This window comes from Lysinibacillus sp. GW823-FHT02G10 (assembly GCF_058797135.1).
In genome coordinates this window covers 1,214,769-1,241,301 of record NZ_JBXAJI010000001.1, presented here as the reverse complement: position 1 = coordinate 1,241,301, position 26,533 = coordinate 1,214,769, and the positions used below count along the sequence as shown (strand labels likewise).

Genomic DNA, 26,533 nt, shown 5'->3' with positions numbered 1-26,533 from the left:
TCATATTATCTAGCTTCATGTTGCTGGGAATGTTCTCTCACTTTTTCAACGGATATAGAGCCCCTCCGTATTAGCGATCTTTTCTAATAACTCAAGATTATGTTGGCTGAAAATTAAAAAGGCTAAGCCATTCCCACTAAATACAATATTCTCCTCAGGTAAAATAAAATGTAAATGGAGATGGTCCGAAACAGCTAATTTTATTAGTGAATTTAACATTGTGTATTCATCAATGTTTACAAAAGTTCCTTCTGTAAGATCTTTAGGTATAATTTTACCCCACTCATTCTCGTAGACTTTATAATACAATTGATCCTTATATAAAGGATCTGGTAAATAATAAAATGCATAAAATTCAGATGATTTTAACCACATCAATTCAAAAAATCTCTCGAATTTTTCAAGGCTTTTCTGGTACGAATGATAATCCTGCGTTTTTTGTTGGAAATCGACCATCTCTAATTTATCGAAGAATACTTCTACTTGACTATATTTTTCATTACTTTTTATCTGATAAGGGTAAATATCAAGTATTTTAGCACTTTCATAATCATACAATTGCTCTAGTAATTCTTCTAATTTTTTACTGTCTTTATTAGTTGCTTCCTTGCAAATACAATCGATTATATTTTCTAATGACATACCTTTTGACTCCTTTAATTCCTTCTTCAGCACGGTAAAAGAAAAATGTAACGATCTTAGTATACCATCTTTCTTTTGTTGACCATGCCAGCGTTTTACAAGCTATGCAGCTTTTCCTTCTTCCTGATACCAGCCCTCCCCATCTGTCATTAATAAAACTTGTCCAACTTTATGGTAGTGCTTTTTTACATAGTTTAAATAGATGGAATATTTAGATTTTTATTGATGGAATGGAAATGATTAATTATACTTAAATGATTAACGTTCGATTAGAAACAAATAATACTAGAGTATTGGGGAGAGAAGAATGGAAGAATTAAAAGTAGAAAAAGCAATTCAAGATATTTATCCAGATGATATCGCTTGGTGTTATGGGTGTGGCCGTTTGAATGATGATGGTCATCATCTTCGCACGGGGTGGCATGGTGATAAGACGATTACAATCTATACACCTGAATCAAAATATATGGGTATTCCAGGATTTATCTATGGTGGTTTAATTGCTTCATTAATTGATTGCCATGGAACAGGGTCAGCAGCGCTTGCCTTGCATCGTAAAAATGGACATGAAATTGGTGATGGAGCGGAGCCACCTCGATTTGTAACGGCTAACCTTAATGTAGATTTCCTAAAGCCAACACCCCAACATGTTCCATTAAAGGCAATTGGCACTGTTGAGGAAATTCACCCGAAAAAATGGAAAGTAGAAACTGAAGTTTACGCGCAGGATACGCTTTGTGCTCGTGGAACAGTAGTTCTTGTAGTCATGCCTAGTACTTTTCTAAATAAAAATGATTAGCATTTTTTATCCTCACTAAAAATAAGAAGAGCACATCTTATTTATAGATGTGCTCTTCTACTGCGTTTTTAATGGATTATATAATCAAGGAACTGTATTACTAATAACTGTCACAAAGCCATTTCTCGTGGCAGTTTCCATTAACGAATAAATAGAGTCACTGGCTGTTTTGTTAAACTCATACCATTTGTCAACAGTGGCATCATAAATCAACACGTCTGGCTGTCCAGTCAAAGGTTTATCTGAAGATTGCACCAACGAATAGAGATCATAACGTGCTATGCTACTACCTTCCTTGTTCAAGAAATCATATTGGCCCATTTTATAATAGCCCCCAATTACGGTGCTATGGACAGACCAGGTGTAGTCGTTAGGCTGTTTTATCTTCTTGCCCATATTTTTAGTAAATATACGGTGCATTTCTTCCATATAGGCATTGCCATTGATTTGCTCGACTACTCCCCCCATTGTCATGTGGTATTCATGAAGTAATGCTTTCACTTCCACACCCTTAATCATCAATGGCTCTGTATCGATTGAGATCGTTAAATGATCGTAATGAACTTTACAGCCAAAGGTTTCTGCTAGAAAACGTAATGGTACAATGGTGCGTCCATTCTTTAAGTATGGCTTTGCATCCAATAATACCGTTTTTCCATTTACGGTGGCTTTACTACTGTTTAACTTTAAACTGACTTTCATCTCACTTTGGGTCAGTATCACTTGCCCTTCCGACCAATGCACCTTAGCCCCTAAATTTTCACTAATCACGCGTAAAGGTACCATTGTTCGATTGTTTTTTATTTCGGGCTTCACATCCGTTTGTACTGTCATACCGTCCACTTTTAGTTGACTACTAGCTGCTGTAGCAGTTGTGATAGATGTAAGAATGACAATCAACATAAGGAAAATACCTGAACATATTTTTTTCATGATTATTAGCTCCTTTAATTCGCTATCATTACTTCATTCCATATGTACCCTATTATTTCCTTCTGCTATTAGCAACGGTAACAAAAAAATCCTGCATTTTCGCAGGATTTTTAAGTAAACTTTATGCGGTTTATATATAGGTACGCTATTTCGTACCACTTGCACCAAATCCAGATTCTCCACGGACCGTTTGAGATAATTCATCTACTTCCACTAATTGAATAGAAGGAACAAATTGTATAACCATTTGAGCAATGCGCATTGATTTTTCTACGATAAATGGTTCTTGACCATGGTTGATTAAAATAACACCGATTTCGCCTCTATAGCCTTCATCTATAGTGCCTGGGCTATTCAGTACGGTTACACTATGCTTTAATGCTAGTCCACTTCTTGGTCGAATTTGGGCTTCCGTTCCCTTAGGTAACTCAATCTGAATACCTGTCTTAATGAGTTTGGCTACGCCTGCTGGGATTTCTACTGCTTCTATGGAATAGAGGTCCATGCCTGCATCACCAGGGTTGGCTTGTATCGGTAGCATGGCATCAGCGTGAACTTTTTTAATTTTTACTTCTAGATTCATTGTTCTTCATCCTTAACGATTAAAATTGAATGTGTCATCTGTGATCGGCGCAACTTTTGCCTTGGCATAGGTAGCACCCTTTTGTGAAAAGAAATCATATGTGGAACCTTCATTACGAATACCATTCATCACAATTGGATTGACTTCCTCTTCTGGGAACATGGCTTCAAAGCCGACATTCATTAAAGCTTTATTAGCATTATAACGTACATATGCTCGAACTTCAGGTGATAATCCTGTTTCCGCATAAATATCATCTGTATACTTCATTTCATTTTGATATAAATCTAATAATAGCTCATAGCCCCATAAATGTAGCTCTTCTTGCTTTTCCTTTGAAAATTGCTTGAATAAATTTTGAGCAAAAAATCCAACTGCTACCCCATGGATAGATTCATCGCGCAAGATGAGTGAAATAATCTCGGCACTGTTTCGTAGGAAGCCTTGTCCTCCTAAGTATAGTGGATAGAAAAAGCCAGAATAAAACAGGAAAGATTCAAGCATAACGGATGAAAACATCGCTTTCCATAAGCTCTCTGGATTGCCTTCTTCAATACTATTATAAATGTCTGCTATTTTATTGGCTTTATACTGTAGAAATTCATTTTTCTTGACCCATTCAAATAGCTCGTCGATTTCTTCGTTTGTACAAAGCGTTGTGAAAATATAAGAATAGGACTTGGCATGTATCGCCTCGAATGCATCAAAAACGGTTAGGACAGCCTTTTCCTGTAAATCGTCTGTATAAGCAGCAACACGATTCATCCCGATATTTGTTTGTACAGTATCCAGTAAGGTTAATCCTGCAAATACTTTTTTATATGTGTCCTGATGCTCAAAGCTTTTCCATTGTTTAATATCTTTACTGACCGCAATTTCTTCTGGAAACCAAATTTGCTTCCATTGCTGGTCCCAAAATATTTGGGCAAGCTCACTTGTTGCCTTATTCCAATTGACTGCCTCATATATTATATTTGACATGCTACACACTCCTCTAAGCTTTGTAATCGTTGACGAACATAGTAAACAGACTTAATGCCCTTTATCCACGCATAAATGTATACTTTAGCCAATTGTTCGGTTGTCCAATTGTCCGTTACATAAAGCGTCATGGAAATACCTTGGTCAACGTGCTTTTGAGAAGCTGCATATAAATCAATTAAATCATACGGATTTACATCATACGCCTCCACATATAAATGACTATTGTCATTTGTTAAATGAGGCATTGGATAAATGGTTCTACTATCGGCGTAATCACGAACCTCTACGCGCTCTGTACATGGTGCGATTGAAGCCGTACAGCTACGAATATATGAAATACTACCAGTTGGGGCAATAGCCAAACGATAGGAATGGAATAGACCGTACTGCATTACATCCTGCTTTAACGTTTCCCACATCTTGTTTGTGATGATTGGAATATTGCCAAGCGCCTTCAACACAGCAGGCGATAGTTCTTCTTCAGTTTTATTGATATATTGGTCAAAATAGCTACCTGATGCATAATCACTGTCCTCAAATCGGTAGAAGGTTGCAGCTTTTTCTTTCGCCATTTCCATCGAAGATTTCAGAGAATAATAGTTCATCGCTTCCATAAAGTGATCCATGAAATCAATGGAATCTTTTGAGCCGTACAGGATGCCTTCTGTCACGAGATGCCCATGGAGGTTCATACAGCCAAGCCCTACAGAATGCATTAATTGATTGGCTTTTGCAACAGACGGAACATTCTTAATGTGTGTCATTTGCGATACATTCGTTAATAGGTGCATGGCTGTATCGACTAATGCGCCGAAATCATTGACTTTACTTGCTGCATGGATATCGATGGAACCTAAGTTACACGATACATCTAATCCATAGTCATTTGGTTGATCCTGGTCCGTAATGATACTTGTCTCTTGTACTTGTAAGATTTCTGTACATAAATTGGACATTTTGACACGTCCAATATTTTTTAAAGGATGTACCTTATTGACATTATCATCAAAGATTTCAAACGGATAACCTGATTCAAATTGTGCTTTTTTCACCTCTGTGTAAAGCTTTCGTGCATTTAAACGTTTAATTTTACGAATTTTAGGGTTATCAAGTAGCTCGTAGTACATGTCTGAAATAGAAATTTCAGACATACGTTTGCCATATTCTTTAAAAATATCGTATGGGCTAAACAAAACAATATCCTTATCACGTTTCATCAGTTCGAAGAAAATACTAGGTATAATAATCCCTGTTGAAAGGGTAGCGAGGCGAATTTTATCATCAGCATTTGGTTTTTTTGATGAAATGAAATTTTCTATGTCTGCATGGAAAATATTTAGATAGACAACACCTGAGCCATTTCGTTGCCCTAACTGATTAGAATAACTGAAAGAATTTTCTAACAGTTTCGCTACTGGGATGACACCACTTGCACGATTTAATATCTCTTTAATTGGATCACCTAATGGACGTAAATCTGTTAAGTTGACCCCAACTCCACCACCAAGGCGTGATAGCTCTAAACAATAGCCAATATTTTCAGCAATACTATTCATGGAGTCATCCATTGATAATTTAAAGCAGCTGACTAATTCACCACGTGCTTTCTTACCACTATTTAAAGCAGTTGGTGTTGCAGGCTGATAGGCTTCCATCATTGCTTCGACAGAGCGTTCTGCTAGAGCCGTGTTGCCTTGAGCTAAATACAAAGCAATAATGACAATACGATCCTCATACTTTTCTAAGATTTCTTCCCCATCACGACTTTTCATAGCATAGCTATCGTAAAATTTGCTTGCGCTCATAAAGGATGGAAAGCGGAAATTATAATCATAGGCTTTCTTGTACAGCTTCTTAATAAATTCCATTTCGTACATGTCGATAAATGCTTTCTCATAGTAGCCCTCATCAACTAAATAGCGTATTTTTTCCTCAATATCTATAAAATAACGCAAACGTACGTTAACATACTCTAAAAAGTAGCGGCGCGTAGCTTCGCGGTCCTTTTCTAACTCAAGTAATCCAGTTGTACTATAACGATTCAGTACGTCATTATTAAGCTTTAAATAGGTTTTCATCTCATTACCCTCGTTTCATAAAACGTTTGTATTGCTTCGTAATCCGTTTGATTACCTCGTAAATCTAATTTCCTTACTAAGGGTACATGATAGGTAGCAGCGATTTTCTCACCAGCAGCGCCAAATACATGATGACCGAAGTTACTATTACCACTGGCAACTACTCCTTTACAAAAATCCCTGTTTTTTTCTAAGAAACGTTGTACCTTTGCTGGAATGTCACCTAAACCATCTGTGTAGGTAATTAAGAGATATGGCTTGTTCAATCGCAATTCTTCCGAGAGCTCGATACATTCTGCCTTTAATTTGGATACAACATTTCGGACATTACCTGTACGACTCGCGTAAACAATCATAGGGCAATCAACTCAATTTGAGAAACAATTTCCTGAACATCTCCTATAAAAGTTTCATTCATCTCTAAAACAGGCACACTTAAAAAACCTGCGTCAATAATCGTTTGCTTTGCTTGTTCATCGTGATCGATGTTAACAATTTCAGCTTCAAGTCCTGCACGTTGTAGTTCAGATTTTACCCAAAGGCATTTTGGACAAATTGTTTTCGTATAAAGTTTCATAGAAATCCCTCTTTTCATAAAATAAAAAAGCCTATCTCCTCTAGAGAGATAGGCTAAATGGAAACGTTAACATACCAAAAATACTGACGTTCCCATCTCTTAATCCCCGAAGAAATGATAAATTTGTTTTATAAAGGCAGGTCTCCTGGCTTTGCTTCATTCTCTGATTCCCTTCCCATGCAAATGCACAGTGGTTGCAATCATCGTCAGCTTCACAGTTGCGGGGACAGCGTCGGAATTGTACCGAACTTCCCTTTTAAACTACATGTAGTAGTACCTTTGTAAAACGAACACAATATATAGTTGTTGTTCAATAGTTTTAAGTGTACCATCCTTCAAATGAAAAGTAAATCAAGATTCTAAACTTCTTTATTTTTGGATTATTCAGTATTTTTAATTATGTAGTTCCAAATAGATTACCACTAATCACTTATACCCAAATCAAAAATCTATTTTTAACGATGTACGTGATTTTCTATTAAAATGGATCTAGAATTCTAATTTGAGTTTAAAGAAATCTTCTATTTTATGTACCATTGAAAAATAGTTGTCTCTATCGTAAGTCCTGAAATAATGATCATCTCTTACCCATTTCAAATGATGCTCATTACATTAATAAAGAGCATGCTTTTATCATAACATGCTCTTACCATTCTATCATTGGGATTATAGTCTAACCTTAACCTCAGTCCCGTCCTGAGCTTTGACATCGACTAGCACAAGTCCTTTATAATTTTGTAGTTCCTTGATAATCGGCTTTAGCATTTCTTTGTCGATGAGGGGAAAGGTAAAGTCTATTTTCTTTTTATCGAAGTATGCCTTTGTCCACTTATTGGCTTGTTGCTGTATCCATTTAGAAGTTAAAATGGAGAGGACAATGGTTAGCACAGTATAGGGAACAGGGACGGTAAAGCGAACGTCTTTTGCTTTCACTTTTACATGCATCATTCGTCGCCTCTACTCAATGAAGACTGCAACGGAATCCCCGTTTGCTGATTTTATATCTACAATTTGTCCATCTAGTTCATTTTCAATTGCTTCAAGAAGAAGATTGATGTCGATATCTTTTACGTATTTTTCCGATTGCGGAATACTTGCAGCGATGCTGTGTCCTGCCATCAATACGGCTTTGACAAGTTTAATTGGTAAATTTACCGTGACATTATCATTTTCGGTGGATACAACACGGACCTTTAACGTTTTATCTAAATACTTTGTTTTTTCCACAAATTTATTCTCTGATTCTTCTTTCTGTTGTAGCACTTGAATCAGCTCTGATCCTTTATCCGCATCAATTTTGCCCTCTTGAATCATCGTTAAAACTTTTGTAATTTCCTCTTTCATGGTCGTTCCTCCCTATTCATCTTTTAAGAGCTTTATGGCTTCATCTGTTGTGATTTCGCCATTTTCAAGCATGCTTACAATTTTTTTCTCATCTACTTCATTTTTCTTCTTTTGAGCATAGCCAAGGGATGAAATAATATCATTTAGCTTGCCTCGAACTGTTGGATACGAAACCCCCAGTTCCTTTTCAACCTCTTTAATATTTCCTCGGCAGGTTAAAAATACTTCCACAAAATGAAGCTGATCCTGTGATAAGGATGCTAGCTTCGACAATTCAAACTCATTTTCAATGGTCGTGTGACAATGAGAACACTGTAACTTCGTAATTTTTAATGTTTTACTGCAGACAGGACAATTTGTGATTACTTGATAAGCCATAGTGAACTCCTTCCTTTAAGTTAAGCTGATTATATAATAAAGAAATTAAAGATGTAAATAATAAAATTAATAATTTTAATTAAAAAATAAATAAAATTAATATCTTGATTAATTTTATTTATTTTTGTTTCTATATTGCTTTAAAAATTAAGAAAACGCCATTTTTAATTTCTCAAAATGGCGTTTCTGTTTAATTGGGTCTATCCTTCTTTTTTCTTTCCCGCGGGTGTGATGGCAAAATTGCATTGTATAACGCTTGTGAAGCGGGGTGCTGATATTTCCCACCCTTGCCTATCTCCTCCACTAGCTGACCATGCTGCATCACAAGGATGCGATCTGACATAAAACGTGTGGCCTGTAAATCATGTGAAATGAATAGATAAGCAAGCTGTAGCTCTTTTTGAAGTCTTTGCAGTAGCTCTATAATCGTCTTTTGCAAAATCATATCAAGACTACTAATGGCCTCATCTAAAACAATCAGTTTCGGCTTTAATGCAAGAGCTCTAGCAATGTTGACTCGTTGCTGCTGTCCCCCACTTAGCTGTGAGGGATAGTTTTGAGCCATTGCCCACTCTAACTCTACACAGTCTAGTAATTCCCTTACTTTCTGTTGTCGCTCTGCTTTGCTAAAATGCTCGAAATTCAAAAACGGTTCTTCGAGTATTTCGAAAATCGTCTGTTTTGGATTAAATGAATGATAACTATTTTGAAAAACAGCCTGTAAATTTCTTCGTATCATTTTTTTCTCTTTGCTGGGTGCTTCGTATAAATTGACACCTTGAAAGATCAGCTCTCCGTTTGTTGGTCGTTCAATCCCTAAAATAATGCGCCCTAATGTGCTTTTTCCAGAACCACTTTGACCGACGATGCCAAGACATTCTCCTTCCTGAAGTGAAAATGTCACATTCTCTAATACAGGGGCTTCCTGTCCTCGTTTGAATAGAAATGGTCTTTGCGCATAGTATTTCTCAATATTTTTTACTTCTAGTAGCGTCATTTTATCACCTCATAGCATTCTCGCTTGTAAAAGTTTCTTGGTATAGGGATGCTGAGGCGCATCAAAAAAATCAAAAACATTTGCTTGCTCAACGATTTCTCCTTGATACATCACAGCCACATCGTCCGCAAGCTCAGCAATGACACCTAAATCATGCGTGACAAGGAGTATGGTAGCATCTGTTTCTGAGCGAATTTGATTAAATAGTGTTAATACTTGTTTCTGATTGATGGTATCCAGAGCAGTCGTAGGCTCGTCTGCGATGTAGAGGGAGGCCTGTATCGCCATTGACAGAGCAATCATCACTCGCTGTAGCATGCCTCCACTTAACTGGAAAGGATAGTAGGACAAGAGCTGCTCTGGCTGAGGTAAATGAACTTTTTTCAAAGCATCAAGGGCGATCTGTCTCATTTCTTTTTTTGTAAGCTTAAAGTGTGCTTTTAATGTTTCTCGAAAATGACTTTCAATCGTTTGAATATGATCAAATGCAGCGGGTGGGTTTTGCAAAATCATCGAAAGATGTCTGCCACGATAAGCTCTCCATTTAGTAGCTGAAACGTTTAATAAATTTTCTTGCAGATAGAGTACTTCCCCTTGGCTGACATGGGCAAAGGACGGTAATGTTTGCATGATGGCATGGCAAAGCATAGACTTGCCACTGCCACTTTCCCCGATAATTCCTAGGACTCGCCCTTTATAAGCTGTCAGGTTGATAGAGGTTAATATATTTTTCTCCCCTATTTTGACTGTGAGGTCTATCACTTCTAAAACTTTCTCCATAACTTCCCCTTTCCTAGTCAAGCCTTTTTAAACGATTTGCTAATTGATTAAACAATAACACAACAAGGATGATGGCAAGTCCTGGATAAAGCATTAATTCAGGATGCTGTCTCATGTATTGCTTTCCTTCATTGATCATCATGCCCCATTCTGGAATCGGTGCCTGCACCCCAAGTCCGATAAAGGAAAAGCCTGCAATTTCTAAAATCACCTTCCCGATATCTAATGCGACAATCGTGACAATAGATGGCAATAGATTGGGTATATAATGGCGTCTAATTAATTGGATACCTGTAGTGCCCGTTATCCTAGCAGCTTGAACAAAGTCTTTCTCATTGATGCCAATAAACAAACCTCGGATCATTCTTGCATAATAAATAAGCTGTGTGAAAATGAGCGCTATTAAAACATTTTTTAAGCTAGGACCTAATATACCTAACAGCCCAAATGCAAGTACGAGTGTCGGAAAGGCTAATAAAATATCACATAATCGAATAAAAAGAAAATCAATTAATCCTCTTTTCAACGCTACAAAAGCACCCAGTAGGATAGCTAAAACAATAGCGACTAGCTGAATGATGAGCGCTGCACCTAAAGAATAACGAATACCTAAAAGAAGGCGTGACAAGATACACCTTCCTAAATGATCTGTACCTAATGGATAGTCCCAAGACGGGACTGAAAATTTCTTAGCAATATCGACAGCAAAAGGGTCGTGTGGCATTAAAATTGGCGCCAACAGTCCTAATAAGCCAGTAATGACAAGGAGGAATAGACTGATTAATCCTGTTAAGTTGACACTTTTTGTTCGTACAAATTTCATTTTTAATCTCTCCTACCCTTCATCATTAGATGAGGGTCCAATAAACGATGCAATATATCTGTACATAAATTGGCAAGCACATAGATAACCGCAATAATTAACACATAGCATTGTACAACTGGATAATCCCTGTTCATAATGGATTCTATTAAGTACCTGCCGAGTCCGGGCCAGCTAAAAACCTGCTCCACAATCACGGCTCCACCTAAAAGATTGCCAAGGGTCATGCCTAGCAAGGAAGTCAAGGGAATAGCAGCATTTCGCAAAACATGACGGATAAGAATCACGGAGCTTTTTAATCCTCTTAGCCGTGCATATTGAACATATTGCTGCTGTAATTCTTCTAGGATGGTTGAACGGATAAGCTGAACGAATAATCCAATTGTTGGTAACGCCAGTGCGAAGGCGGGTAAAACTAAATGAGCAGGTGTGCCCTTCCCGTTTGTCGGAAAGAGTCCTAATTTTAAGCTAAATAAATAGAGTAATAGGAAACCTAACCAAAAGGCTGGAATCGACACACTCAATATGCTAAAGAATCGTATGATTTTATCGATGATGGTGTGCTTATACAATGCGCTTATTACTCCGAATGGAATACTTAGCCCTAAAATGAGGATAAACGCAGCAATAGCTAATTCAATGGTTGCGGGTAATTTCACGAATAGTTCATGTGCCACAGGTAATTTACTAACAAAAGATGTTCCAAAATCTAGCTGGATTATGCCCTTTCCCCATAGCAAATATTGAAGAAAAAACGACTTGTCCGTTCCCAGTTCCTCACGTAATGCCTGAATGGCTTCCTCTGTTGGCGCAACCCTTGCCAAACGTAGTATGACTTCAGCAGGCTCTACAGGAACAAAACGAATAAATACAAAGGTTAGGATGGAAACGCCTAATAAGACAAAGGGCAATGTTAAAATTCTTTTTAAACAAAAGATCCATGTTGATTCATACATGCTGTCACTTCCTACTCAATCCTATGATAAAGAGAGAGCTGTCTCTGCTAGACACACTCTCTCCTCCACTTTTATTTTTCTTTAGCCATTTGTGCATAAGGTATATCATATTCAGATGCACGTGGTGCAAAATCCTTTAGAGATGGTTGATAAATCACATTATTTGTTTCGTAAGAAATAGGGTAAAAGAGTGCCTGGTCATGAAACATCGTTAAAATATTCGTGTAAAGCTGCACGCGTTCCTGTTCATCTGTTCCTACTAATAATTGGTGAATTTTCGTATCGATTTCTTTGGCGTTTGCTAGGCCTAATTTCGCCTCGTACACACCACTAGCATTTGGTGTAGCTGATTCATTTGCAAAGCTATGTGGATCTGTAGGTGGTCCATTGGTACGCCAGAAATTAATATCCACCTGGTCATCCATCAATTTTTGAAGACCGACCATTACATCTGCCCCTTCTAAATTCAACTGAACGCCAATTTTTGCGAGTTCACCTTGCATTAATTCTGCCATTGGTTTTTGAATTGCATCGGATGCAATGTAAATCAAATCTAAAGACAACAGCTGTCCGTTTTTTGAACGAATTTTTTCACCCTTAGGTAATAACCACCCTGCCTCATCTAGCAATTGTTGGGCTTTTTCTGGATTGTATACAATAGGTGCTAGATCTATATTGGCATAAGGAATCGCATCCCAGAACAATGTGTTCGCTACTTTTTCCGTACCATGTGTAATACTGTCGACCATTTGTTCCTTATTAATAGCATATTGAATGGCTTGACGTACCTTTAGCTCAGATAATGGACCAGATTGTGTATTGAATAGCAGTGCTTTCGTAGATAAAGGCTCAGAGGTAGCAGTTTTGTATTTGCCACTGTCTTTTAAATACGTATAGTTATCTAAACTAATAATGCCACGCCCATAAATTAAATCTAATTCTTCGTTTTCAAATGCTAATGAAATAGATTCTGAGTCAGGAATAATTTTTACTTTTATTTGTTCAACTAGTGGTTTTTCTCCCCAATAGTTTTCATTGCGACTAAATAATGCATATTCGTCCTTTTTGTATTCAGTTAATACCCAAGGGCCTGTTCCAATCGGTGCTTTGATAGAATCTTGCGTCATATCATCCTTTGGGAATCCGTTATCCCCTAAAAAACGGAAAGGTCTGACGAAGGCAAGTTCGTTTAAGACTGGATAATAAGGCTCATCCAATTGCAGACGAATTGTAAAATCATCTACTTTTACAACCTCTTTCATGTGGTTAACCATGCCCATCCAAGAATGCATGTCTCGATTCGCTAAAACGGCGTCAAAGTTACGAATGACATTATCTGCATTAAATGCAGTGCCGTCTGAATATTTCACGTCTTTTCTTAGATGGAAAGTATACGAAGTTTTATCCTCAGAGATGTCCCAGCTTTCGGCGAGCTTAGGCGTAACAGTACCATCATCATTGTATTCCACCAAGGATTCATAAACCATTGCTTGGGCAGTCATTTGATTCGGTAAATATGTATGAGGATTCAATGGACCGACATCTAATGGCCAGCCAATCGTTATTATTTTTTCATCTGTTTGGTTTGCTGAGGTCTTTTCCTTTTCTTCATCCGTGCCTGTACAGCCAGCAAGTAAACTGAACGTCAGGACAAGCAGGAAAGGAAGTAAATACTTTGTCAATCTCATTTTCTGTCTCCTATCTCTATTCGTAGTACAAATACATCTACTTGTTGAAGAAGAGAAGGCATAAAAAAACCTTATTCTAAAAAAGAATAAGGACAGAAAAACCCACGATGAGCAAGTCTCCATCCATCTCCCTATCTTTCGTAGATCATCAATGAATCTTCTTACAAGCAGGCATTCTGGCTCATGAATCATCATTTTGTTTCACCTTCCCAAGTACTCACTCAGTGGTATTTGAAACAAAACTCCTCATTTACAGCTGCGGGACAGCATGGGATTTTCACCCATTTTCCTTTTAATTGAATGAAAGACGATTTCACTCAAACTTGTAATGATTGCTATGAAATTAGTAATAAACATAACATGCTCGCCTGTTCACGTCAATTTTACTTTCTGAAGATAATATATATATCGACGTAAGATAAAAAGACTAGGGATTTACCCTAGTCTTCGTTATTGGAGAGTAGATGTAGTAGATTAAAAATCATTTCGTTAGCTTGATGTAGATTGTTGTACAGCTTGACGCAACGTTTTAGTAGCAGCAACCATATTCGCTAAAGCTGCAACGGTTTCATCTTCTTTTCTCGTTTTTAAGCCACAATCTGGATTCACCCAGAATTGATAACGGTCCAGCACCTGTAGACTATCTTTCATAATAGCGAGCATTTCATCCTCGCTTGGTACACGAGGGCTATGAATATCATAGACGCCTAAGCCAATTCCTTTTTTATAGGTCTGTACTTGTAGTGAGGTAATAAGTTCCCCATGACTTCGTGATGTTTCTATGGAAATCACATCTGCATCTAGTGCGCTAATTGGTTCGATGAAATCATTAAACTCACAGTAACACATATGTGTATGGATTTGTGTTTCATCTTTACACTAGATGTCGCAAGCTTAAAGGAATTGACAGCCCACTCTAAGTAAGCCCCCCATTCCTCCTTTCTAAGCGGTAAACCTTCTCTTAACGCTGGCTCGTCCACTTGAATAATTGATATACCTGCGTTTTCTAGTGCTTCCACCTCTTTACGGAGTGCTAATGCAATTTGATAAGCGACATCTTTACGGGACAAATCATCTCGCACAAAGGACCAATTTAATATTGTTACTGGCCCTGTCAGCATGCCTTTTACAAATCGCTTCGTTAGGCTTTGGGCATAGGCGGATTCTTTTACGGTAATTGGTGAAGCCCATGCAACATCTCCATAAATGATCGGAGGCTTCACACAGCGTGATCCATATGAAACAACCCACGCTTTCTCTGTAAAGGCAAAGCCAGTCAGCTTTTCACCGAAATATTCGACCATATCTGTACGCTCAAATTCACCATGAACAAGTACATCGATATCTAATTCCTCTTGTATGGAGATCCAGCGCTTTGTTTCGTCTTCTAAAAATGTTTCATAGGCTTCATTCGATAATTGTTTCTTTCGCCACGCATTACGATTTCTTTTCACTTCATCTGATTGCGGGAAGCTACCGATTGTAGTTGTTGGAAACAGCGGTAATCCTAAGGCTTGTTGTTGGATCGTTTGTCGCTTCGTAAAATTACTGTGTCGTTCAAAATCTTGCTTTGTCACAGTTTGAACGGCTTGATGAATTAACTTATTTTGGCGGATTGGATGATTTTTTAGAGCCTCAATCGCCTTCATACTTTCTGAAAAATTATGTTGTAAGGAACCATCTTTATCTCGTCTATATTTAGTCAGCCCCGTGATTTCTACGATTTTCTCATCTGCGAAGGCCAGAGACTGCTTTAAAACAGGGTCAAGTTCATTTTCAAGAGAGGTTGTGATTGGAACGTGCTGTAGGTTACTTGATGGTTGAATCCATAGTTCAGCAGCATGACTTAGCTGTTCAATGGCTTGAATTGTCGCATTGACCTCCGCCAGGTTTGAACGCCAAATATCACGGCCATTCACTACCCCTATTCCTAATACTTTATCCTGCGGGAAACCAAATTGACGAAGTGACGCCATATTTCCTTTATAGCCATGAACAAAGTCCAAACCGAATCCTTGAACAGGCAATGTACTTAATGCTTCATAGGCACTTAAAGCTTCGAAATAAGTCTGTAGCATTATTTTAGCCTCAGGAACGGCAGTGGCTAACTGGTCATACATTTCTTTCACCAGCTTTATCTCTGCTGGATCAAGTGTTAAGACGAGGGATGGCTCTTCTAGCTGAATCCAAGTGGCACCTGCATCCACTAATTCTTTTAATACCTGCGTATAGAGTGGTAATAAAGCTAATAAGTACTCAACCTGTGTTAATTTGTTGTAGCCTTTCGTTAACTTATAAAATGTATAGGGACCAATTAGTGTCGGCTTCGCAATGATACCGAAAGTTTCCTTCGCCTCTAAAAAGTCGGCTAACACTTTATTTTCTGTTAGTTGTAAGGCTTGTCCCTCATACTCTGGAACAATGTAGTGATAATTTGTATTAAACCATTTTGTCATTTCACTAGCTACGGCTGTTTTGTCTCCTCTTGCTACACTGAAGTAGGTATGAAAATCGACTTTACCACCTTGCCAGTTAAAGCGCTTTGGAACTAAACCAAACATCAAAGCTGTATCTAACATTCTATCGTAAAACGTAAAGTCGCCAACTGTCACCATATCGATTCCAAGTTGCAGCTGCTTGTTTATTCTTGATAAACGGATTTTCTTTAATTTTTCCTCAAAGTCCTCCTCAGAAAGTTCATTGCGCCAAAATGCTTCTAGTGCTTTTTTCCATTCGCGTTCCTCCCCTATATAGGGATAACCGATCAATGTACTTGTATAGTTCATGTTTTTAAGCTCCTTTTTTAGAAAAAATAAAAAGCCATTCTCCTATTAGGAAAATGGCTGCATGTTAAAATTAATAATGCTAAAACAATACGAAAAAGTATCTACTTTCGCATAAACGTTATCGCACAGTGCCTATTTGGTCACTTTTCACCACCTATTTCCACGTAGGTATTTGGTGTGTACTAGAAATTGGCAGGTCTCCTGGCTTTCCATCAACACGCCTCACAGCCTTCCCAGTTTCCCCAGTGGCATTTGTGATTTGCTCCGAATTACAGTTGCGGGACAGCGTCGGATTTGCACCGACTTCCCTTTTAAGCCAAACTTTCATTTGGCACCAAGTCTTACACAATATTCAATTATGCTCCTACTATAGCACATATTTCAGAATAGTAGAAATTATTTTTCAACTATTATATAAATTATTTCTATAAATATTATAGGAATTATTGTATAGTACTAAGTGAAAATAAGGTTACATTGTATTCTGTAAAAAAATTTGTTACTATAAAAAGACAATTATGAGAGGACTGATGAATGGACAATGAAGAACTAAACTATATTTTTATTTGAATTGAATGATTTCAAACACAAAATATAGGGTTAGTCTATCCATTTTTAACTATCAGTTTGCATTTTATTTGTCATGACACAAATTGCAAATCGCATTTATTCAGAGAAAGACTAATCCTTCCAATGTACAATTGGAGGGTTTTTTTCTTGCTTTCATAGTTGATTTTGTACCTTTCATTTACCCATAAAGGAGAGGAAAAATATGAGCGATTCAGAAACTATTGTAACGCATGTAACACTCCGTATAAGTCGTTAATATCCATCTGCTTATACGGAGAAATCAACCATAGATGGATAGACCGACTTTGTATGAAAAGTAAACTGTTGCAATACAAAGGAGGAATTATCATGTCCATGATACAAGTACAAAACCTAACTTTTTCTTATCCAAGCAGCTTTGACAATATTTTTGAGAATGTCAACTTTCAAATCGATACGGATTGGAAACTTGGATTTATCGGTAGAAACGGACGAGGTAAAACAACATTCTTTCAGTTGTTATTAGGAAATTATGAGTATAGCGGAAAAATCATCTCTTCTGTAGACTTCACTTATTTCCCCTATCCAGTTTCTGATCCAAATAAATATACCCATGAAATATTTGAAGAAATTTGTCCTCAGGCAGAAGATTGGGAATGTCTACGTGAAATAGCTTACCTACATGTAGATGCGGAGGTCATGTATCGTCCTTTTAAAACATTATCCAATGGCGAACAAACAAAGGTGCTGCTTGCTGCGTTGTTTTTGACAGAGGGTCAATTTTTATTAATTGATGAACCAACCAATCACCTAGACACGAATGCACGAAAGACGGTTTCCGATTATCTTCGCAGGAAAAAAGGATTTATTTTAATTTCACATGACAGAAGCTTTTTAGATGGCTGTGTTGACCATATCCTATCGATTAATAGAGCCAATATTGACGTTCAAAGTGGAAATTATTCTTCTTGGAAGTTAAATTTTGATCGTCAGCAGGAACACGAAGAAGTAACCAATCAACGACTGCAAAAAGATATCGACCGATTAAAACAATCCTCAAAGCGTTCGTCAGGTTGGTCTAATCAAGTGGAAGCCTCCAAAAACGGCACAACCAATTCAGGTTCCAAACTGGACAAAGGCTTTGTTGGACATAAAGCAGCCAAGATGATGAAACGAGCGAAGAACCTGGAATCCAGACAACAAAGAGCTATTGAGGAAAAATCAAAACTGCTAAAAAATGTTGAAAAAACCGAGTCATTGAAAGTAGAGCCATTGGCATATCCATCAAAAGAAATGGTTGTTGTCACGGATGTATCGATTCGGTACGATGACCATATCGTGAATAAGCCTATTAGCTTCAAAGTGGCACAAGGGGATCGAGTTGTTTTAGATGGCAAAAATGGAAGCGGAAAAAGTAGTATGTTAAAACTTATTCTAAGTAAGCCCATCCAACATACAGGCTCCATAAAGTTAGCTTCAGGTCTAGTCATTTCCTATGTTCAGCAGGATACATCCCATTTAAAGGGATTGCTATCGGAATTTATTGAAGAGCATGGTATTGATGAGACGTTATTTAAATCAATCCTGCGCAAGATGGATTTTGAGCGTATTCAATTTGAGAAGGATATCTCTCATTATTCTGGTGGGCAAAAGAAAAAGCTGCTGATTGCTAAAAGCTTGTGTGAGAAGGCTCATTTATATATTTGGGATGAACCACTCAATTTTATTGATATCTATTCACGCATGCAGATTGAAGAGCTCATAAAAAGCTCTCATCTCACAATGGTGATTGTTGAGCATGATCAGGCATTTCAACAAACTGTAGCAACGAAAACGATAGCTATGTCGTAAAGAGAAGAATCCATTTATGGATTCTTCCTTTTTAATGATATTGAAACCAATGGATCCATTTAGAATTTGTCTCTTTCACGATATATAGCTCACCTAGTGATGCACTTTGCGCTGGCAGTAATCTTGGAAACCTTAATCGAACAAACCAGGAGTGATTAGCCACATTTTCTCCACAGAAGTTCACCGCCATTTTATAGTAATTCTCCTCCATGCCAGTTAATATGGGCATGGGCTTTATCACCTCAATTTGCCACTCCTGATAATCAGGGCTTGAGCCATATACTTTTGGAATGATGTCAGCTAATGCTTGACTAAGCTCGTCTTTGTCTTTCACCGTTGTTTTCATCAATACATCTGGATTTGGACATTTTAAGCCTTCAGGTTCTGACCCCGAAGTAGCTGTTGGAAATAACAAAAGCATACATAAAAAGGGCAGTATTATTTTTCCCATTGTTCAATTCCCTTTCTTTAAAAATGCTCGATAATTTGCTGTGATTGGTGCACTCTATAAAGTATCATCCTGCAGAAAGGTCACTATTCCATGAAAAAATTTGCTTATGTTTTAATGTTTATCTTCACTATGTTCATTCTGCCATGTAAGATTTATGCGCAAAGTGAACAAGCTGATGAGCAACTAATCAGGGACACATTCATTACAATCCTTAATCCATTTATTGAAAAGGAAATTGATCATTACTATGGCTATCCTAAGCAGTATGGCTTGTATGATGTGAAAATTTTAAAAATTGTCAAAGAAAGTCAGTTTAGCTTTAAAGTTAGCGTGGAAGTTACGACCTTTGAGCATGCGCATTCCCCACCCTACAGTAAGGAAATCATTACGTTTGAAGTCAGTCCAACTGGTGTCATCACACTTCGCTATATACATGAGGCAGATGATGTAGAAAAGGCAATAAACGCATTCTATAGGGCAACACTGTTAGATATACAGTAGAGTTTTAAGCTGGACTTAGCATCTTATACTTCCTACCGATACGATCAATTGCAATATCAAGCTGAAATTAATAATGATATGAAATCCCTTGCTATGATTGCAGAGGAAATAGTGACCCATATTTTATTTCCTGAGCGAAAGATTCCCTACAAAAATGTCATAGACCCTGTCACTTTTATCAAGGGTAATATAGGTTATATGCTCTTTAAAAGAGCGGATGGTACAAATGTAAGCTATCAGCTGCAAAAGAAAGACGGCACATGGATCGTAACAGATAAAACAAGTAAGCCAGGTAAGAAAATGGAGGATCTGTTACCGTGGTATATATAGAAAAATGAAGCCAACTGATTCCATCAGTTAGGCTTCATTCTTTAAGAGCGTTTGCATCATACTTTTTATAATTCCCATGTGAAAATTTTCATGGTTCATATGAAAGACAACCATATCACCTAATGTTTTCATACCTAAAAAAGGTTCTTTAAGCGGTTCATGTAGATGTCCTGCACAAGCTTGTTCAATCAGAATTGGTTGTTCCTCTAGGAGTATAATAATTTGATCCATTGTTGGCGGTTGCTCAGTCCAGTTATCTGGTTTACTGCCACTAGGAAACATTACATGATAGGATAGAGGCAAATGCCTTTCTTGTGTAACAGCTGGAAAAATGGTATGATCCCAACCAACTAATAGATGACCAGCATTCCAACGAATATTGTTATGATGTCCTGCGGGTATCTGATCAGCAATATTCTCAGGGATCGTACGTAGAAATTCAACAGTCCAATTACGCCACATTTTCATTTGCATAAATAATTGTGCTTCGTTCATATACTAGCTCCCTTTCTACACGTTTTCAGTTATATTCAATACCATGGATTAAATTAATTTATAGTAAATTACGGTTGCTTCTAATTCTCCATCTGGTGAAATAGTATATTGAGGAATTTTCCCCACTTCTTGATAATCTAATGATTTATATAATTTATTGGAAGGATCCCCTTCTCTCGTATCTAAAACTAGCAAGGAGCGGTTTTCTTGTTTTGCTCGTTCCTCTGCTTGTTGCATCAGCGCTCGTCCAATACCGTTGCGTCTAAAGTTGGGATGTGTCATTAACTTGCAAATTTCAGCACGATGAATGCCATTTGGTTTGCTAGTTAAATGCAATTGAATACTACCTGCAATTTCATTATTTATTTTCGCAATGAATAGTAAGACATCTGACGCTAAGACAGATTGCCAATATTTTATCGCTTGTTCTTGTGTGAGTGGAGGTAAAAAACCTATGGATGCTCCTTCATCTACGACCATAATCAATAATTCAGTAAGCTTCTCCAAATCTTGCTCAATATGGTGAAGCTCAATTATTTCAATCTTTTGCATGCCGAAAGAGCATCTCCTTTTTATAAAATTATTACCTACTATTAAAACAGAAATTACTTTTCCGAAATCGTTTCTAAACGTTGAGTAAGAACTCGTTGTATTTTCTATAAAATTTTTCTGGCACGGGGAGATCAATTTCAGCTAATTTTGCCTCTATAGATTCAAATAATTTTATACATTCTTGTTTCCTATTTTGTTGAATTAAGAATTCTAACAATTGAAACATATACTGTTCATTGTATTCGTCTAGCTCTAAAAGCTTTTGTAGGCAATTATACTTTAATAAAGTGTGGGCAACGTCTGTACGTGCAATATACTGTTCAAGCACATGTAATACAGATTGCTTTAAGCGGAGCCTGATTTGATTAACCCATAAATACTCCTCATCTATTAAAAAATCACCCTCATAGCAATTCAATAACTGCTGAATGGATTTCTCATCATGTTGATCCTGCTCCAATAGTTGATTCAGCTCATCATAATCAGTTTGAATTTCCGCATTTAATTTATAGTGATTATTGACCAAGAGTATGGGATCTTGAATACCATTGTCCTTTAATATCTTTCTTAAATGATAAATAGTTGTATGTAAATTACTAGCTGCCTTTTCAAAGTTCAAATCTGGCCACAATTCCTCTAAAAGAACTGCATTTAACATAGGCCGTTTTTGGTGAAATAGTAAATATAAAAATAGTTCACGTACTTTTCTTGTTCGCCACTTAATCACATTATGTTGAACATCCAGTAGATAAAAGCTGCCTAATGTATGCGCATATAATGAGTTTTTCTTCTCATCCCTCGGCGCCACCGTCACGACCATTTTTTTCTGTGCTTTTGTTAACGCATTAATCAGTCGTTTTTCCTGTACTGGCTTTAATAAATAATCTGTTGCCTCAACTTCAAAAGCCTCCACGGCAAATTGTGTATGAGCTGTAACAAAAATGATTTGTAAGGATGGTTGCTTGTGTAGGAGATGCTTTGCAAGTTGCATACCGTGTGTGTCAATCATTTCAATATCTAAAAACACTAAATCAATTATTTCTTTTTCAAGAAACTGGAGGGCCTCAGTTGGATTTGTAAATGTTCCCTTAATGTTAATCTGAAATTGGGCAAGTTGTTTAACCATAATAGATAAAACATCAATGGCCAATTTTTCATCATCAACGATCATTATATTCATGTGACACCACCCTCTGGTAATAAAATGACAATTGTTGTTCCCTTTCCTTCTTCGCTGTAAATTCGTAAACTAGCATTTTTTATTAATTTAAATTTTTTTAATGGATTCATAAAGCCAATTCTTGTACTTTCTTCATTTAGCAATTGGTGCAATTTTTCTTCTGAAATTCCTACACCATTATCATAGATTTTAATTCTTACAAATTGTCCCTCTCTCTGTAGGCTTAATTCTATGGTCCCTCCCTCTACTTTCTTAGAGATCCCATGGAACACTGCGTTTTCAATTAAAGGTTGAATGGACAATGCAGGGATTCCTAATTGTATCGATTCGTCAATATCATATTTAATACGTAAACGATCTCCAAAGCGCATTTTTTCAATTGATAAATAGGCTTTTACAAGCTCCATCTCCTCATCAATGGGGACAATGCTATTTCGATAATGAACATTCAGTTTTGCACGGAAATAAGTGGCTAAACAATAAAGAGCTTCACGTGTGTTTTCCATATCTGTATAACTTAAACCAATAATCGTATTAAGTGTGTTATATACAAAATGTGGTGTGACCTGTGAATATAAATAGTTCATTTCTACTTCGATTGCATCGATTGATGATTGTCGAACAGCCAATAAAGATTCAATACGAATAAAAAGTTCATCGGTAGAAATCGGCTTTTGTAGATAATCATTCGCCCCTACTTTTAACGTTTGCAGTAAGTCAGATTGCTTCATAACTGTAGTTAAGATAATTATTGGTAGTTCCAGCATATCATATTGTTTACGTACACGTTTACATAACTCATAACCTGACATCCCATTCATCATTAGGTCGATTAACATACAATCTACATGATTGGTTTTAATATAATCGATCGCATCAAAGCCGTTATCTAAGGCGATCACTGTATATCCCTTTAAACTTAGTGCTTCCGTTAAAGTTTTTATATTGACATGGTTGTCATCTACCACCAGTATTTTTTTATCACTTCCTTTATAAATAAGGGGCAGTCGAAGCTGTATTTCTGTATCTGTATGTGATGTAATGGTAGCTTGTTCATTACTTACGTTTTCTAGTGTTGAGAGGGGCATTGTAAATGTAAATGTTGTCCCTTCCCCTACAGTGCTTGTCACATAAATGTTACCATTTAATTTTTCAACAATATTTTTAGTGATACTTAGTCCCAAACCTAGCCCTTCTTTATTATGATGATTGTTTCCTTGATAAAAGGCGTTAAAAATACGATCTAATTCTTGTGTCGGAATTCCACAGCCTGTATCACTTACTTGGATGACCATCTGCTCCTGTTCAACATGCGCAGTGACTATGATTGTTCCATTTTGTGTGAATTTAATTGCATTATGCAGCAAGTTATATAAAATTTGTTTAAAGCGTAATTCATCCGTGTAGATCTTTGGCAAATCTAAGTTTATCTCTGCTGTTACCCTTACTTGACTATTTTTGGGCATAAGACTACGAATTTCGGCTACTACCTCATGTATAACAGATAGAGATACACTGCGTAGACTAATCCTTACTTCCCCTGTCATTTGATTAGAAGAAAACAATAAATCTTCTACTAAATGACCTATGCGCTGTGTAACGCTGTGAATTAGAATAACTTGCTCCTGTTGAGATCGTTTTAATGGTCCTTGAGCACCTTCCATTAAGGATCTGGATATATTTAATATTCCGTTTAGGGGGGCACGGAGTTCATGCGAAGTTTTCAGAAGAAATTCATTCTTCATTTGATTATGTTCAAGCAATTCTTCTGACAATGCTGCTATTTTTAAAACAGCTTTATTGGCACGATAATTTAATAATGAGGCAAAGCCAAATAATATTAGTAAAAATAACATAAATTCTGTATAGTCAAAAGGCATCCCAAATAAAAAGTTACAAATGAGTAAAATAGAATAACAACTAATCGCTGTAATAACTATTAGCACATAACGCACAGCCTCTAAACGTTTTAGCATGACCTTTATAAGCAACCATATATTATAGAAAATAACTGGAGCCGTGACACTGATATAGATTATTTTTCTCATAATCATTTCAAATTCTGAGGAGGCCCTTTCATTTTTTGTAAAGGGATTATAGATACCGTACATAACAAACACGATACCAAGTAATATGGCAAGCGTGTATAAAATTTTTCTTTCTAGTAATTGTGGATACATCGCATTTATAAAAAATGTTAAAGCAAGCAGTGCGAGTGGAATGATTCCTAATTGCAGACGTAATTGATTGACCGTCGATAGATCAGTGAATAAAAGGAAAAACACCTTTTGATTGATAAACGACATATAAAATCCTAATGAAATAGTAAATAGACCAAAGAATAACTCTTCCTTACGCTTGCGATTCTGTAAAAATGTAAAGACATAGATCGCACCAACTATAATATGACCTATACTCACTACTATATCTAAAAACACTTTCCAGTGATAATGCTTTTGAATAGCCTTCATCGTACCAAATTCAATAGGATAAACAATTCCAGCCTGAGGATAATTGTAATTTGCAACATGGATGACAATGTCTAGTCTTTTATTGACACTAGGAGAAAAAACGGTATATTTATCATCATTTTCAGATGCATATGCGCTTAAAACAGTACTTGGATTTCCTTTAGCCCCCACCTCAACGCCATTAATGAATACACGACTAGCTTGACGAATCGTTCGAATATATAGGCCGTAAACTCCATCTGATGGTACCTCTATGTTGACGTGATAGGTTCCCACCGAAAGCCCCTCTTCATTTGGCTCTACATATGCTTGCCAATTAAAGGGTATATTTAAATCCAGTTTTTTATGTTGATAGCTATCAAAATTTTCCCCCAAAGAAATTAATACATTTGGATAAAAGGCCCATTCTCCTTCTAGCTTTACAGGCTTTAATAATTGCTCTTCCTCTAACTTTCCTATACCTTTATGTATAATTTTTGGCTGATTAGTGGAGAAATAATGCCAATTACCAATAAAAAAAACAATCACAAAAAGCATGATTATACTTACAATAATTATGATATTTTTTTTCATTTTCGTGCCCCCAAAGATCGATCATTTATGATGTATCTTTACATCATATTGCTCACTGTTTTTACAATCAACCCTTTTTGAGATAGTAGCATACTGTGTTTGAACAAAATCTAAACAAACAATAATAATACCTTTCTTGATGTTTTGTTTGTTGTTATTTTAAAAAAATGATTGTGAGCGGATTAAAAATTTTTATTAACCTCTGGAAACATGTGAAGTGAATTGTTTTCAATAAATTACTATTGTCTAAATAGACTTTCCACATTATTGAAGGAAAATATTAATCATTAAAATTTTTCTAAAAAAATGTTATTATCAGAAAGGATTTTGATTGATGGAGGATTTTGATGAAGGTTGATTTTGAAGAGTTATTAAATGGTGTTTTTTCATCTTTACAAACTATTGATGGAGTAAAATCCGTGAATTCCATTCTTGAAGTACTAAAGGATCGAATTATTTTCCCTGAGATTACCACTTTAATATTGAACACTAGGTTTGAACTGGTTTATTTATTTAACGAGCAGAAAGTAGTGTTTAAAACATTAAAAGAAGTATTGATTGATTCAAATTATATAGAAGAAATTAATTTAATCAATCAACATTGTCATTCAATTGAAAGTATTCTAAATGACTTTGTTCACACAGATACACTTAAAAATTATTCTTTAAGTCTCCTTTCCTTTAAATATAAAGAGAAAATTCCGAATAGTTAATATTGTGGTGGTGAAAACGTCCAAAAAATGGAGTGTGGCAAGTGTTTTTTCTCCAAACTCCATTTTCCAGACGCTAGACCTAGTATTTCTGTTGATATAAAATGGTTTGGGCAATTCCGATAAAATATTCGGATTCTACAATGATATGATTTAATACAACTTTAGCTGTAGGATTTGCGCTTATCGGTTGACTTTCTTGCATAAGCGTTTGGCAAAACTGGATAAATTGATCACTCTGTTGCAAACAGAAGGAAGTAAGCTGTAAAATATCCTGAAACAGAGCTGGAGAAACTTGTCCCTGGGAACGATTGACGGTTTCTATATATCTCACAACTTGCTGATGTGTTTGAGCGAAAGCTTTTTCCCATTCCTTTAACGCATCGACATATTGCTGCTCCAAATCTTTCACAAGCTCTCTTATTACTACTGTATGCTCCTCTTCTTGATGTTTCCAAAATTCAGCTTCATCTAATACACGTAATGGCATTTGATGGCCATAGTAAAATTGCATAAAAATCC

General features: G+C 36.6%; 28 protein-coding genes and 3 riboswitches. Of the genes, 5 read left to right on the top strand and 23 right to left on the bottom strand.

Annotation, left to right across the window (positions count from 1 at the left end; all coding sequences use genetic code 11):
* Positions 1 to 45: 45 nt before the first annotated feature.
* Positions 46 to 642 carry a hypothetical protein gene (locus AC1RFD_RS06465; RefSeq protein ID WP_403018811.1) on the bottom strand — a complete coding sequence of 199 codons (597 nt, stop codon included), beginning with the start codon at positions 640 to 642 and terminating at the stop codon, positions 46 to 48.
* A 307-nt stretch (positions 643 to 949) separates the two neighbouring features.
* On the opposite strand from AC1RFD_RS06465, the gene AC1RFD_RS06460 reads away from it, so the two are divergent.
* Positions 950 to 1,441, top strand: coding sequence for a PaaI family thioesterase (locus AC1RFD_RS06460; protein ID WP_048392750.1), 492 nt, complete (start codon positions 950 to 952; stop codon positions 1,439 to 1,441).
* An 84-nt stretch (positions 1,442 to 1,525) separates the two neighbouring features.
* On the opposite strand, the gene AC1RFD_RS06455 is transcribed toward AC1RFD_RS06460, so the two are convergent.
* The 16 genes from AC1RFD_RS06455 to metE all read right to left on the bottom strand — a co-directional run bounded on the left by AC1RFD_RS06455 (position 1,526) and on the right by metE (position 16,348).
* A complete protein-coding gene (locus tag AC1RFD_RS06455) occupies positions 1,526 to 2,374 on the bottom strand; it encodes a stalk domain-containing protein (RefSeq protein ID WP_115673609.1) in 849 nt (282 codons plus the stop codon).
* Between the two features lie 145 nt (positions 2,375 to 2,519).
* Entirely contained in the window at positions 2,520 to 2,957 is a 438-nt protein-coding gene (dut, locus tag AC1RFD_RS06450; RefSeq protein WP_048392753.1) for a dUTP diphosphatase, read from the bottom strand.
* Between the two features lie 12 nt (positions 2,958 to 2,969).
* The gene (nrdF, locus tag AC1RFD_RS06445) at positions 2,970 to 3,938 is read right to left on the bottom strand and encodes a class 1b ribonucleoside-diphosphate reductase subunit beta (RefSeq protein WP_004229921.1); all 969 of its coding nucleotides are present in this window, start codon (positions 3,936 to 3,938) and stop codon (positions 2,970 to 2,972) included.
* A complete protein-coding gene (gene nrdE / locus AC1RFD_RS06440; RefSeq protein WP_054550167.1) occupies positions 3,926 to 6,019 on the bottom strand; it encodes a class 1b ribonucleoside-diphosphate reductase subunit alpha in 2,094 nt (697 codons plus the stop codon). Before nrdE ends, nrdF begins: the two co-directional genes overlap by 13 nt.
* Positions 6,016 to 6,375, bottom strand: a complete 360-nt coding sequence (gene nrdI, locus AC1RFD_RS06435; RefSeq protein ID WP_048392755.1) for a class Ib ribonucleoside-diphosphate reductase assembly flavoprotein NrdI — start codon at positions 6,373 to 6,375, stop codon at positions 6,016 to 6,018. Before nrdI ends, nrdE begins: the two co-directional genes overlap by 4 nt.
* Positions 6,372 to 6,596, bottom strand: coding sequence for a glutaredoxin family protein (locus tag AC1RFD_RS06430; RefSeq protein ID WP_004229925.1), 225 nt, complete (start codon positions 6,594 to 6,596; stop codon positions 6,372 to 6,374). Before AC1RFD_RS06430 ends, nrdI begins: the two co-directional genes overlap by 4 nt.
* A 118-nt stretch (positions 6,597 to 6,714) precedes the next feature.
* Positions 6,715 to 6,892, bottom strand: a riboswitch (cobalamin riboswitch).
* Positions 6,893 to 7,262: 370 nt separating this feature from the next.
* Entirely contained in the window at positions 7,263 to 7,544 is a 282-nt protein-coding gene (locus AC1RFD_RS06425; protein WP_048392756.1) for a hypothetical protein, read from the bottom strand.
* A gap of 9 nt (positions 7,545 to 7,553) precedes the next feature.
* Positions 7,554 to 7,940: an SHOCT-like domain-containing protein gene (locus AC1RFD_RS06420; RefSeq protein WP_016991732.1), complete on the bottom strand. Its 387-nt coding sequence runs from the start codon at positions 7,938 to 7,940 to the stop codon at positions 7,554 to 7,556.
* 12 nt (positions 7,941 to 7,952) lie between these two features.
* Positions 7,953 to 8,318: a DUF2089 domain-containing protein gene (locus AC1RFD_RS06415; RefSeq protein ID WP_004229931.1), complete on the bottom strand. Its 366-nt coding sequence runs from the start codon at positions 8,316 to 8,318 to the stop codon at positions 7,953 to 7,955.
* A gap of 190 nt (positions 8,319 to 8,508) precedes the next feature.
* A complete protein-coding gene (locus AC1RFD_RS06410; protein WP_492474645.1) occupies positions 8,509 to 9,315 on the bottom strand; it encodes an ABC transporter ATP-binding protein in 807 nt (268 codons plus the stop codon).
* Between the two features lie 9 nt (positions 9,316 to 9,324).
* Entirely contained in the window at positions 9,325 to 10,095 is a 771-nt protein-coding gene (locus AC1RFD_RS06405; protein WP_269898459.1) for an ABC transporter ATP-binding protein, read from the bottom strand.
* A 13-nt stretch (positions 10,096 to 10,108) separates the two neighbouring features.
* Positions 10,109 to 10,918: an ABC transporter permease subunit gene (locus AC1RFD_RS06400; protein ID WP_492474644.1), complete on the bottom strand. Its 810-nt coding sequence runs from the start codon at positions 10,916 to 10,918 to the stop codon at positions 10,109 to 10,111.
* A 2-nt stretch (positions 10,919 to 10,920) separates the two neighbouring features.
* Entirely contained in the window at positions 10,921 to 11,874 is a 954-nt protein-coding gene (gene nikB, locus AC1RFD_RS06395) for a nickel ABC transporter permease (protein WP_115673607.1), read from the bottom strand.
* 71 nt (positions 11,875 to 11,945) lie between these two features.
* Complete coding sequence (nikA, locus tag AC1RFD_RS06390) at positions 11,946 to 13,562, bottom strand: nickel ABC transporter substrate-binding protein (protein WP_066036744.1); 1,617 nt, start codon at positions 13,560 to 13,562, stop codon at positions 11,946 to 11,948.
* Between the two features lie 149 nt (positions 13,563 to 13,711).
* A riboswitch (cobalamin riboswitch) is annotated at positions 13,712 to 13,904 on the bottom strand.
* A gap of 147 nt (positions 13,905 to 14,051) precedes the next feature.
* Positions 14,052 to 14,411, bottom strand: coding sequence for a hypothetical protein (locus tag AC1RFD_RS06385; protein ID WP_492474643.1), 360 nt, complete (start codon positions 14,409 to 14,411; stop codon positions 14,052 to 14,054).
* On the bottom strand, positions 14,363 to 16,348 hold the full coding sequence (gene metE, locus AC1RFD_RS06380; RefSeq protein WP_492474642.1) for a 5-methyltetrahydropteroyltriglutamate--homocysteine S-methyltransferase: 1,986 nt from the start codon (positions 16,346 to 16,348) through the stop codon (positions 14,363 to 14,365). The genes AC1RFD_RS06385 and metE overlap by 49 nt, the downstream gene beginning before the upstream one ends.
* 174 nt (positions 16,349 to 16,522) lie before the next feature.
* A riboswitch (cobalamin riboswitch) is annotated at positions 16,523 to 16,702 on the bottom strand.
* Between the two features lie 564 nt (positions 16,703 to 17,266).
* On the opposite strand from metE, the gene AC1RFD_RS06375 reads away from it, so the two are divergent.
* Positions 17,267 to 18,748: an Lsa family ABC-F type ribosomal protection protein gene (locus AC1RFD_RS06375; RefSeq protein ID WP_492474641.1), complete on the top strand. Its 1,482-nt coding sequence runs from the start codon at positions 17,267 to 17,269 to the stop codon at positions 18,746 to 18,748.
* 31 nt (positions 18,749 to 18,779) lie between these two features.
* Here AC1RFD_RS06375 and AC1RFD_RS06370 read toward each other — a convergent pair whose 3' ends face one another.
* The gene (locus AC1RFD_RS06370) at positions 18,780 to 19,199 is read right to left on the bottom strand and encodes a hypothetical protein (protein ID WP_259950769.1); all 420 of its coding nucleotides are present in this window, start codon (positions 19,197 to 19,199) and stop codon (positions 18,780 to 18,782) included.
* Between the two features lie 90 nt (positions 19,200 to 19,289).
* On the opposite strand from AC1RFD_RS06370, the gene AC1RFD_RS06365 reads away from it, so the two are divergent.
* Positions 19,290 to 19,700: a DUF3888 domain-containing protein gene (locus tag AC1RFD_RS06365; protein WP_227744873.1), complete on the top strand. Its 411-nt coding sequence runs from the start codon at positions 19,290 to 19,292 to the stop codon at positions 19,698 to 19,700.
* Between the two features lie 48 nt (positions 19,701 to 19,748).
* Positions 19,749 to 20,030 carry a hypothetical protein gene (locus AC1RFD_RS06360; RefSeq protein ID WP_227744874.1) on the top strand — a complete coding sequence of 94 codons (282 nt, stop codon included), beginning with the start codon at positions 19,749 to 19,751 and terminating at the stop codon, positions 20,028 to 20,030.
* Between the two features lie 27 nt (positions 20,031 to 20,057).
* Here AC1RFD_RS06360 and AC1RFD_RS06355 read toward each other — a convergent pair whose 3' ends face one another.
* The 4 genes from AC1RFD_RS06355 to AC1RFD_RS06340 form a co-directional block, all read right to left on the bottom strand.
* The gene (locus tag AC1RFD_RS06355; protein WP_259950768.1) at positions 20,058 to 20,525 is read right to left on the bottom strand and encodes a DinB family protein; all 468 of its coding nucleotides are present in this window, start codon (positions 20,523 to 20,525) and stop codon (positions 20,058 to 20,060) included.
* Positions 20,526 to 20,573: 48 nt separating this feature from the next.
* Positions 20,574 to 21,077 carry a GNAT family N-acetyltransferase gene (locus AC1RFD_RS06350; RefSeq protein WP_259950767.1) on the bottom strand — a complete coding sequence of 168 codons (504 nt, stop codon included), beginning with the start codon at positions 21,075 to 21,077 and terminating at the stop codon, positions 20,574 to 20,576.
* A gap of 73 nt (positions 21,078 to 21,150) precedes the next feature.
* The gene (locus AC1RFD_RS06345) at positions 21,151 to 22,257 is read right to left on the bottom strand and encodes a response regulator (protein WP_259950766.1); all 1,107 of its coding nucleotides are present in this window, start codon (positions 22,255 to 22,257) and stop codon (positions 21,151 to 21,153) included.
* A complete protein-coding gene (locus AC1RFD_RS06340) occupies positions 22,254 to 25,301 on the bottom strand; it encodes a sensor histidine kinase (RefSeq protein ID WP_259950765.1) in 3,048 nt (1,015 codons plus the stop codon). The genes AC1RFD_RS06345 and AC1RFD_RS06340 overlap by 4 nt, the downstream gene beginning before the upstream one ends.
* 347 nt (positions 25,302 to 25,648) lie before the next feature.
* Here AC1RFD_RS06340 and AC1RFD_RS06335 point away from each other — a divergent pair, with 347 nt between their 5' ends.
* Entirely contained in the window at positions 25,649 to 26,014 is a 366-nt protein-coding gene (locus AC1RFD_RS06335) for a hypothetical protein (protein ID WP_048392769.1), read from the top strand.
* A 79-nt stretch (positions 26,015 to 26,093) separates the two neighbouring features.
* On the opposite strand, the gene AC1RFD_RS06330 is transcribed toward AC1RFD_RS06335, so the two are convergent.
* Positions 26,094 to 26,525: a DUF2935 domain-containing protein gene (locus AC1RFD_RS06330; RefSeq protein ID WP_054550154.1), complete on the bottom strand. Its 432-nt coding sequence runs from the start codon at positions 26,523 to 26,525 to the stop codon at positions 26,094 to 26,096.
* Positions 26,526 to 26,533 lie beyond the last annotated feature (8 nt).

Excerpts from the sequence above, each read along its gene's own strand:
- nrdI (WP_048392755.1), bottom strand. The coding sequence starts at position 6,375 with ATGATTGTTTACGCGAGTCGTACAGGTAATGTCCGAAATGTTGTATCC.
- metE (WP_492474642.1), bottom strand. The coding sequence starts at position 16,348 with ATGAACTATACAAGTACATTGATCGGTTATCCCTATATAGGGGAGGAA.
- nrdE (WP_054550167.1), bottom strand. The coding sequence starts at position 6,019 with ATGAAAACCTATTTAAAGCTTAATAATGACGTACTGAATCGTTATAGT.
- AC1RFD_RS06335 (WP_048392769.1), top strand. The coding sequence starts at position 25,649 with ATGAAGGTTGATTTTGAAGAGTTATTAAATGGTGTTTTTTCATCTTTA.
- nikB (WP_115673607.1), bottom strand. The coding sequence starts at position 11,874 with ATGTATGAATCAACATGGATCTTTTGTTTAAAAAGAATTTTAACATTG.
- AC1RFD_RS06365 (WP_227744873.1), top strand. The coding sequence starts at position 19,290 with ATGAAAAAATTTGCTTATGTTTTAATGTTTATCTTCACTATGTTCATT.
- AC1RFD_RS06465 (WP_403018811.1), bottom strand. The coding sequence starts at position 642 with ATGTCATTAGAAAATATAATCGATTGTATTTGCAAGGAAGCAACTAAT.
- AC1RFD_RS06330 (WP_054550154.1), bottom strand. The coding sequence starts at position 26,525 with ATGCAATTTTACTATGGCCATCAAATGCCATTACGTGTATTAGATGAA.
- nrdF (WP_004229921.1), bottom strand. The coding sequence starts at position 3,938 with ATGTCAAATATAATATATGAGGCAGTCAATTGGAATAAGGCAACAAGT.
- AC1RFD_RS06455 (WP_115673609.1), bottom strand. The coding sequence starts at position 2,374 with ATGAAAAAAATATGTTCAGGTATTTTCCTTATGTTGATTGTCATTCTT.
- AC1RFD_RS06400 (WP_492474644.1), bottom strand. The coding sequence starts at position 10,918 with ATGAAATTTGTACGAACAAAAAGTGTCAACTTAACAGGATTAATCAGT.
- AC1RFD_RS06415 (WP_004229931.1), bottom strand. The coding sequence starts at position 8,318 with ATGGCTTATCAAGTAATCACAAATTGTCCTGTCTGCAGTAAAACATTA.
- AC1RFD_RS06385 (WP_492474643.1), bottom strand. The coding sequence starts at position 14,411 with ATGTGTTACTGTGAGTTTAATGATTTCATCGAACCAATTAGCGCACTA.
- AC1RFD_RS06430 (WP_004229925.1), bottom strand. The coding sequence starts at position 6,596 with ATGAAACTTTATACGAAAACAATTTGTCCAAAATGCCTTTGGGTAAAA.
- AC1RFD_RS06420 (WP_016991732.1), bottom strand. The coding sequence starts at position 7,940 with ATGAAAGAGGAAATTACAAAAGTTTTAACGATGATTCAAGAGGGCAAA.
- AC1RFD_RS06340 (WP_259950765.1), bottom strand. The coding sequence starts at position 25,301 with ATGAAAAAAAATATCATAATTATTGTAAGTATAATCATGCTTTTTGTG.
- AC1RFD_RS06355 (WP_259950768.1), bottom strand. The coding sequence starts at position 20,525 with ATGAACGAAGCACAATTATTTATGCAAATGAAAATGTGGCGTAATTGG.
- AC1RFD_RS06350 (WP_259950767.1), bottom strand. The coding sequence starts at position 21,077 with ATGCAAAAGATTGAAATAATTGAGCTTCACCATATTGAGCAAGATTTG.
- AC1RFD_RS06425 (WP_048392756.1), bottom strand. The coding sequence starts at position 7,544 with ATGATGCATGTAAAAGTGAAAGCAAAAGACGTTCGCTTTACCGTCCCT.
- AC1RFD_RS06345 (WP_259950766.1), bottom strand. The coding sequence starts at position 22,257 with ATGAATATAATGATCGTTGATGATGAAAAATTGGCCATTGATGTTTTA.
- AC1RFD_RS06405 (WP_269898459.1), bottom strand. The coding sequence starts at position 10,095 with ATGGAGAAAGTTTTAGAAGTGATAGACCTCACAGTCAAAATAGGGGAG.
- nikA (WP_066036744.1), bottom strand. The coding sequence starts at position 13,562 with ATGAGATTGACAAAGTATTTACTTCCTTTCCTGCTTGTCCTGACGTTC.
- AC1RFD_RS06460 (WP_048392750.1), top strand. The coding sequence starts at position 950 with ATGGAAGAATTAAAAGTAGAAAAAGCAATTCAAGATATTTATCCAGAT.
- AC1RFD_RS06370 (WP_259950769.1), bottom strand. The coding sequence starts at position 19,199 with ATGGGAAAAATAATACTGCCCTTTTTATGTATGCTTTTGTTATTTCCA.
- AC1RFD_RS06410 (WP_492474645.1), bottom strand. The coding sequence starts at position 9,315 with ATGACGCTACTAGAAGTAAAAAATATTGAGAAATACTATGCGCAAAGA.
- dut (WP_048392753.1), bottom strand. The coding sequence starts at position 2,957 with ATGAATCTAGAAGTAAAAATTAAAAAAGTTCACGCTGATGCCATGCTA.
- AC1RFD_RS06375 (WP_492474641.1), top strand. The coding sequence starts at position 17,267 with ATGTCCATGATACAAGTACAAAACCTAACTTTTTCTTATCCAAGCAGC.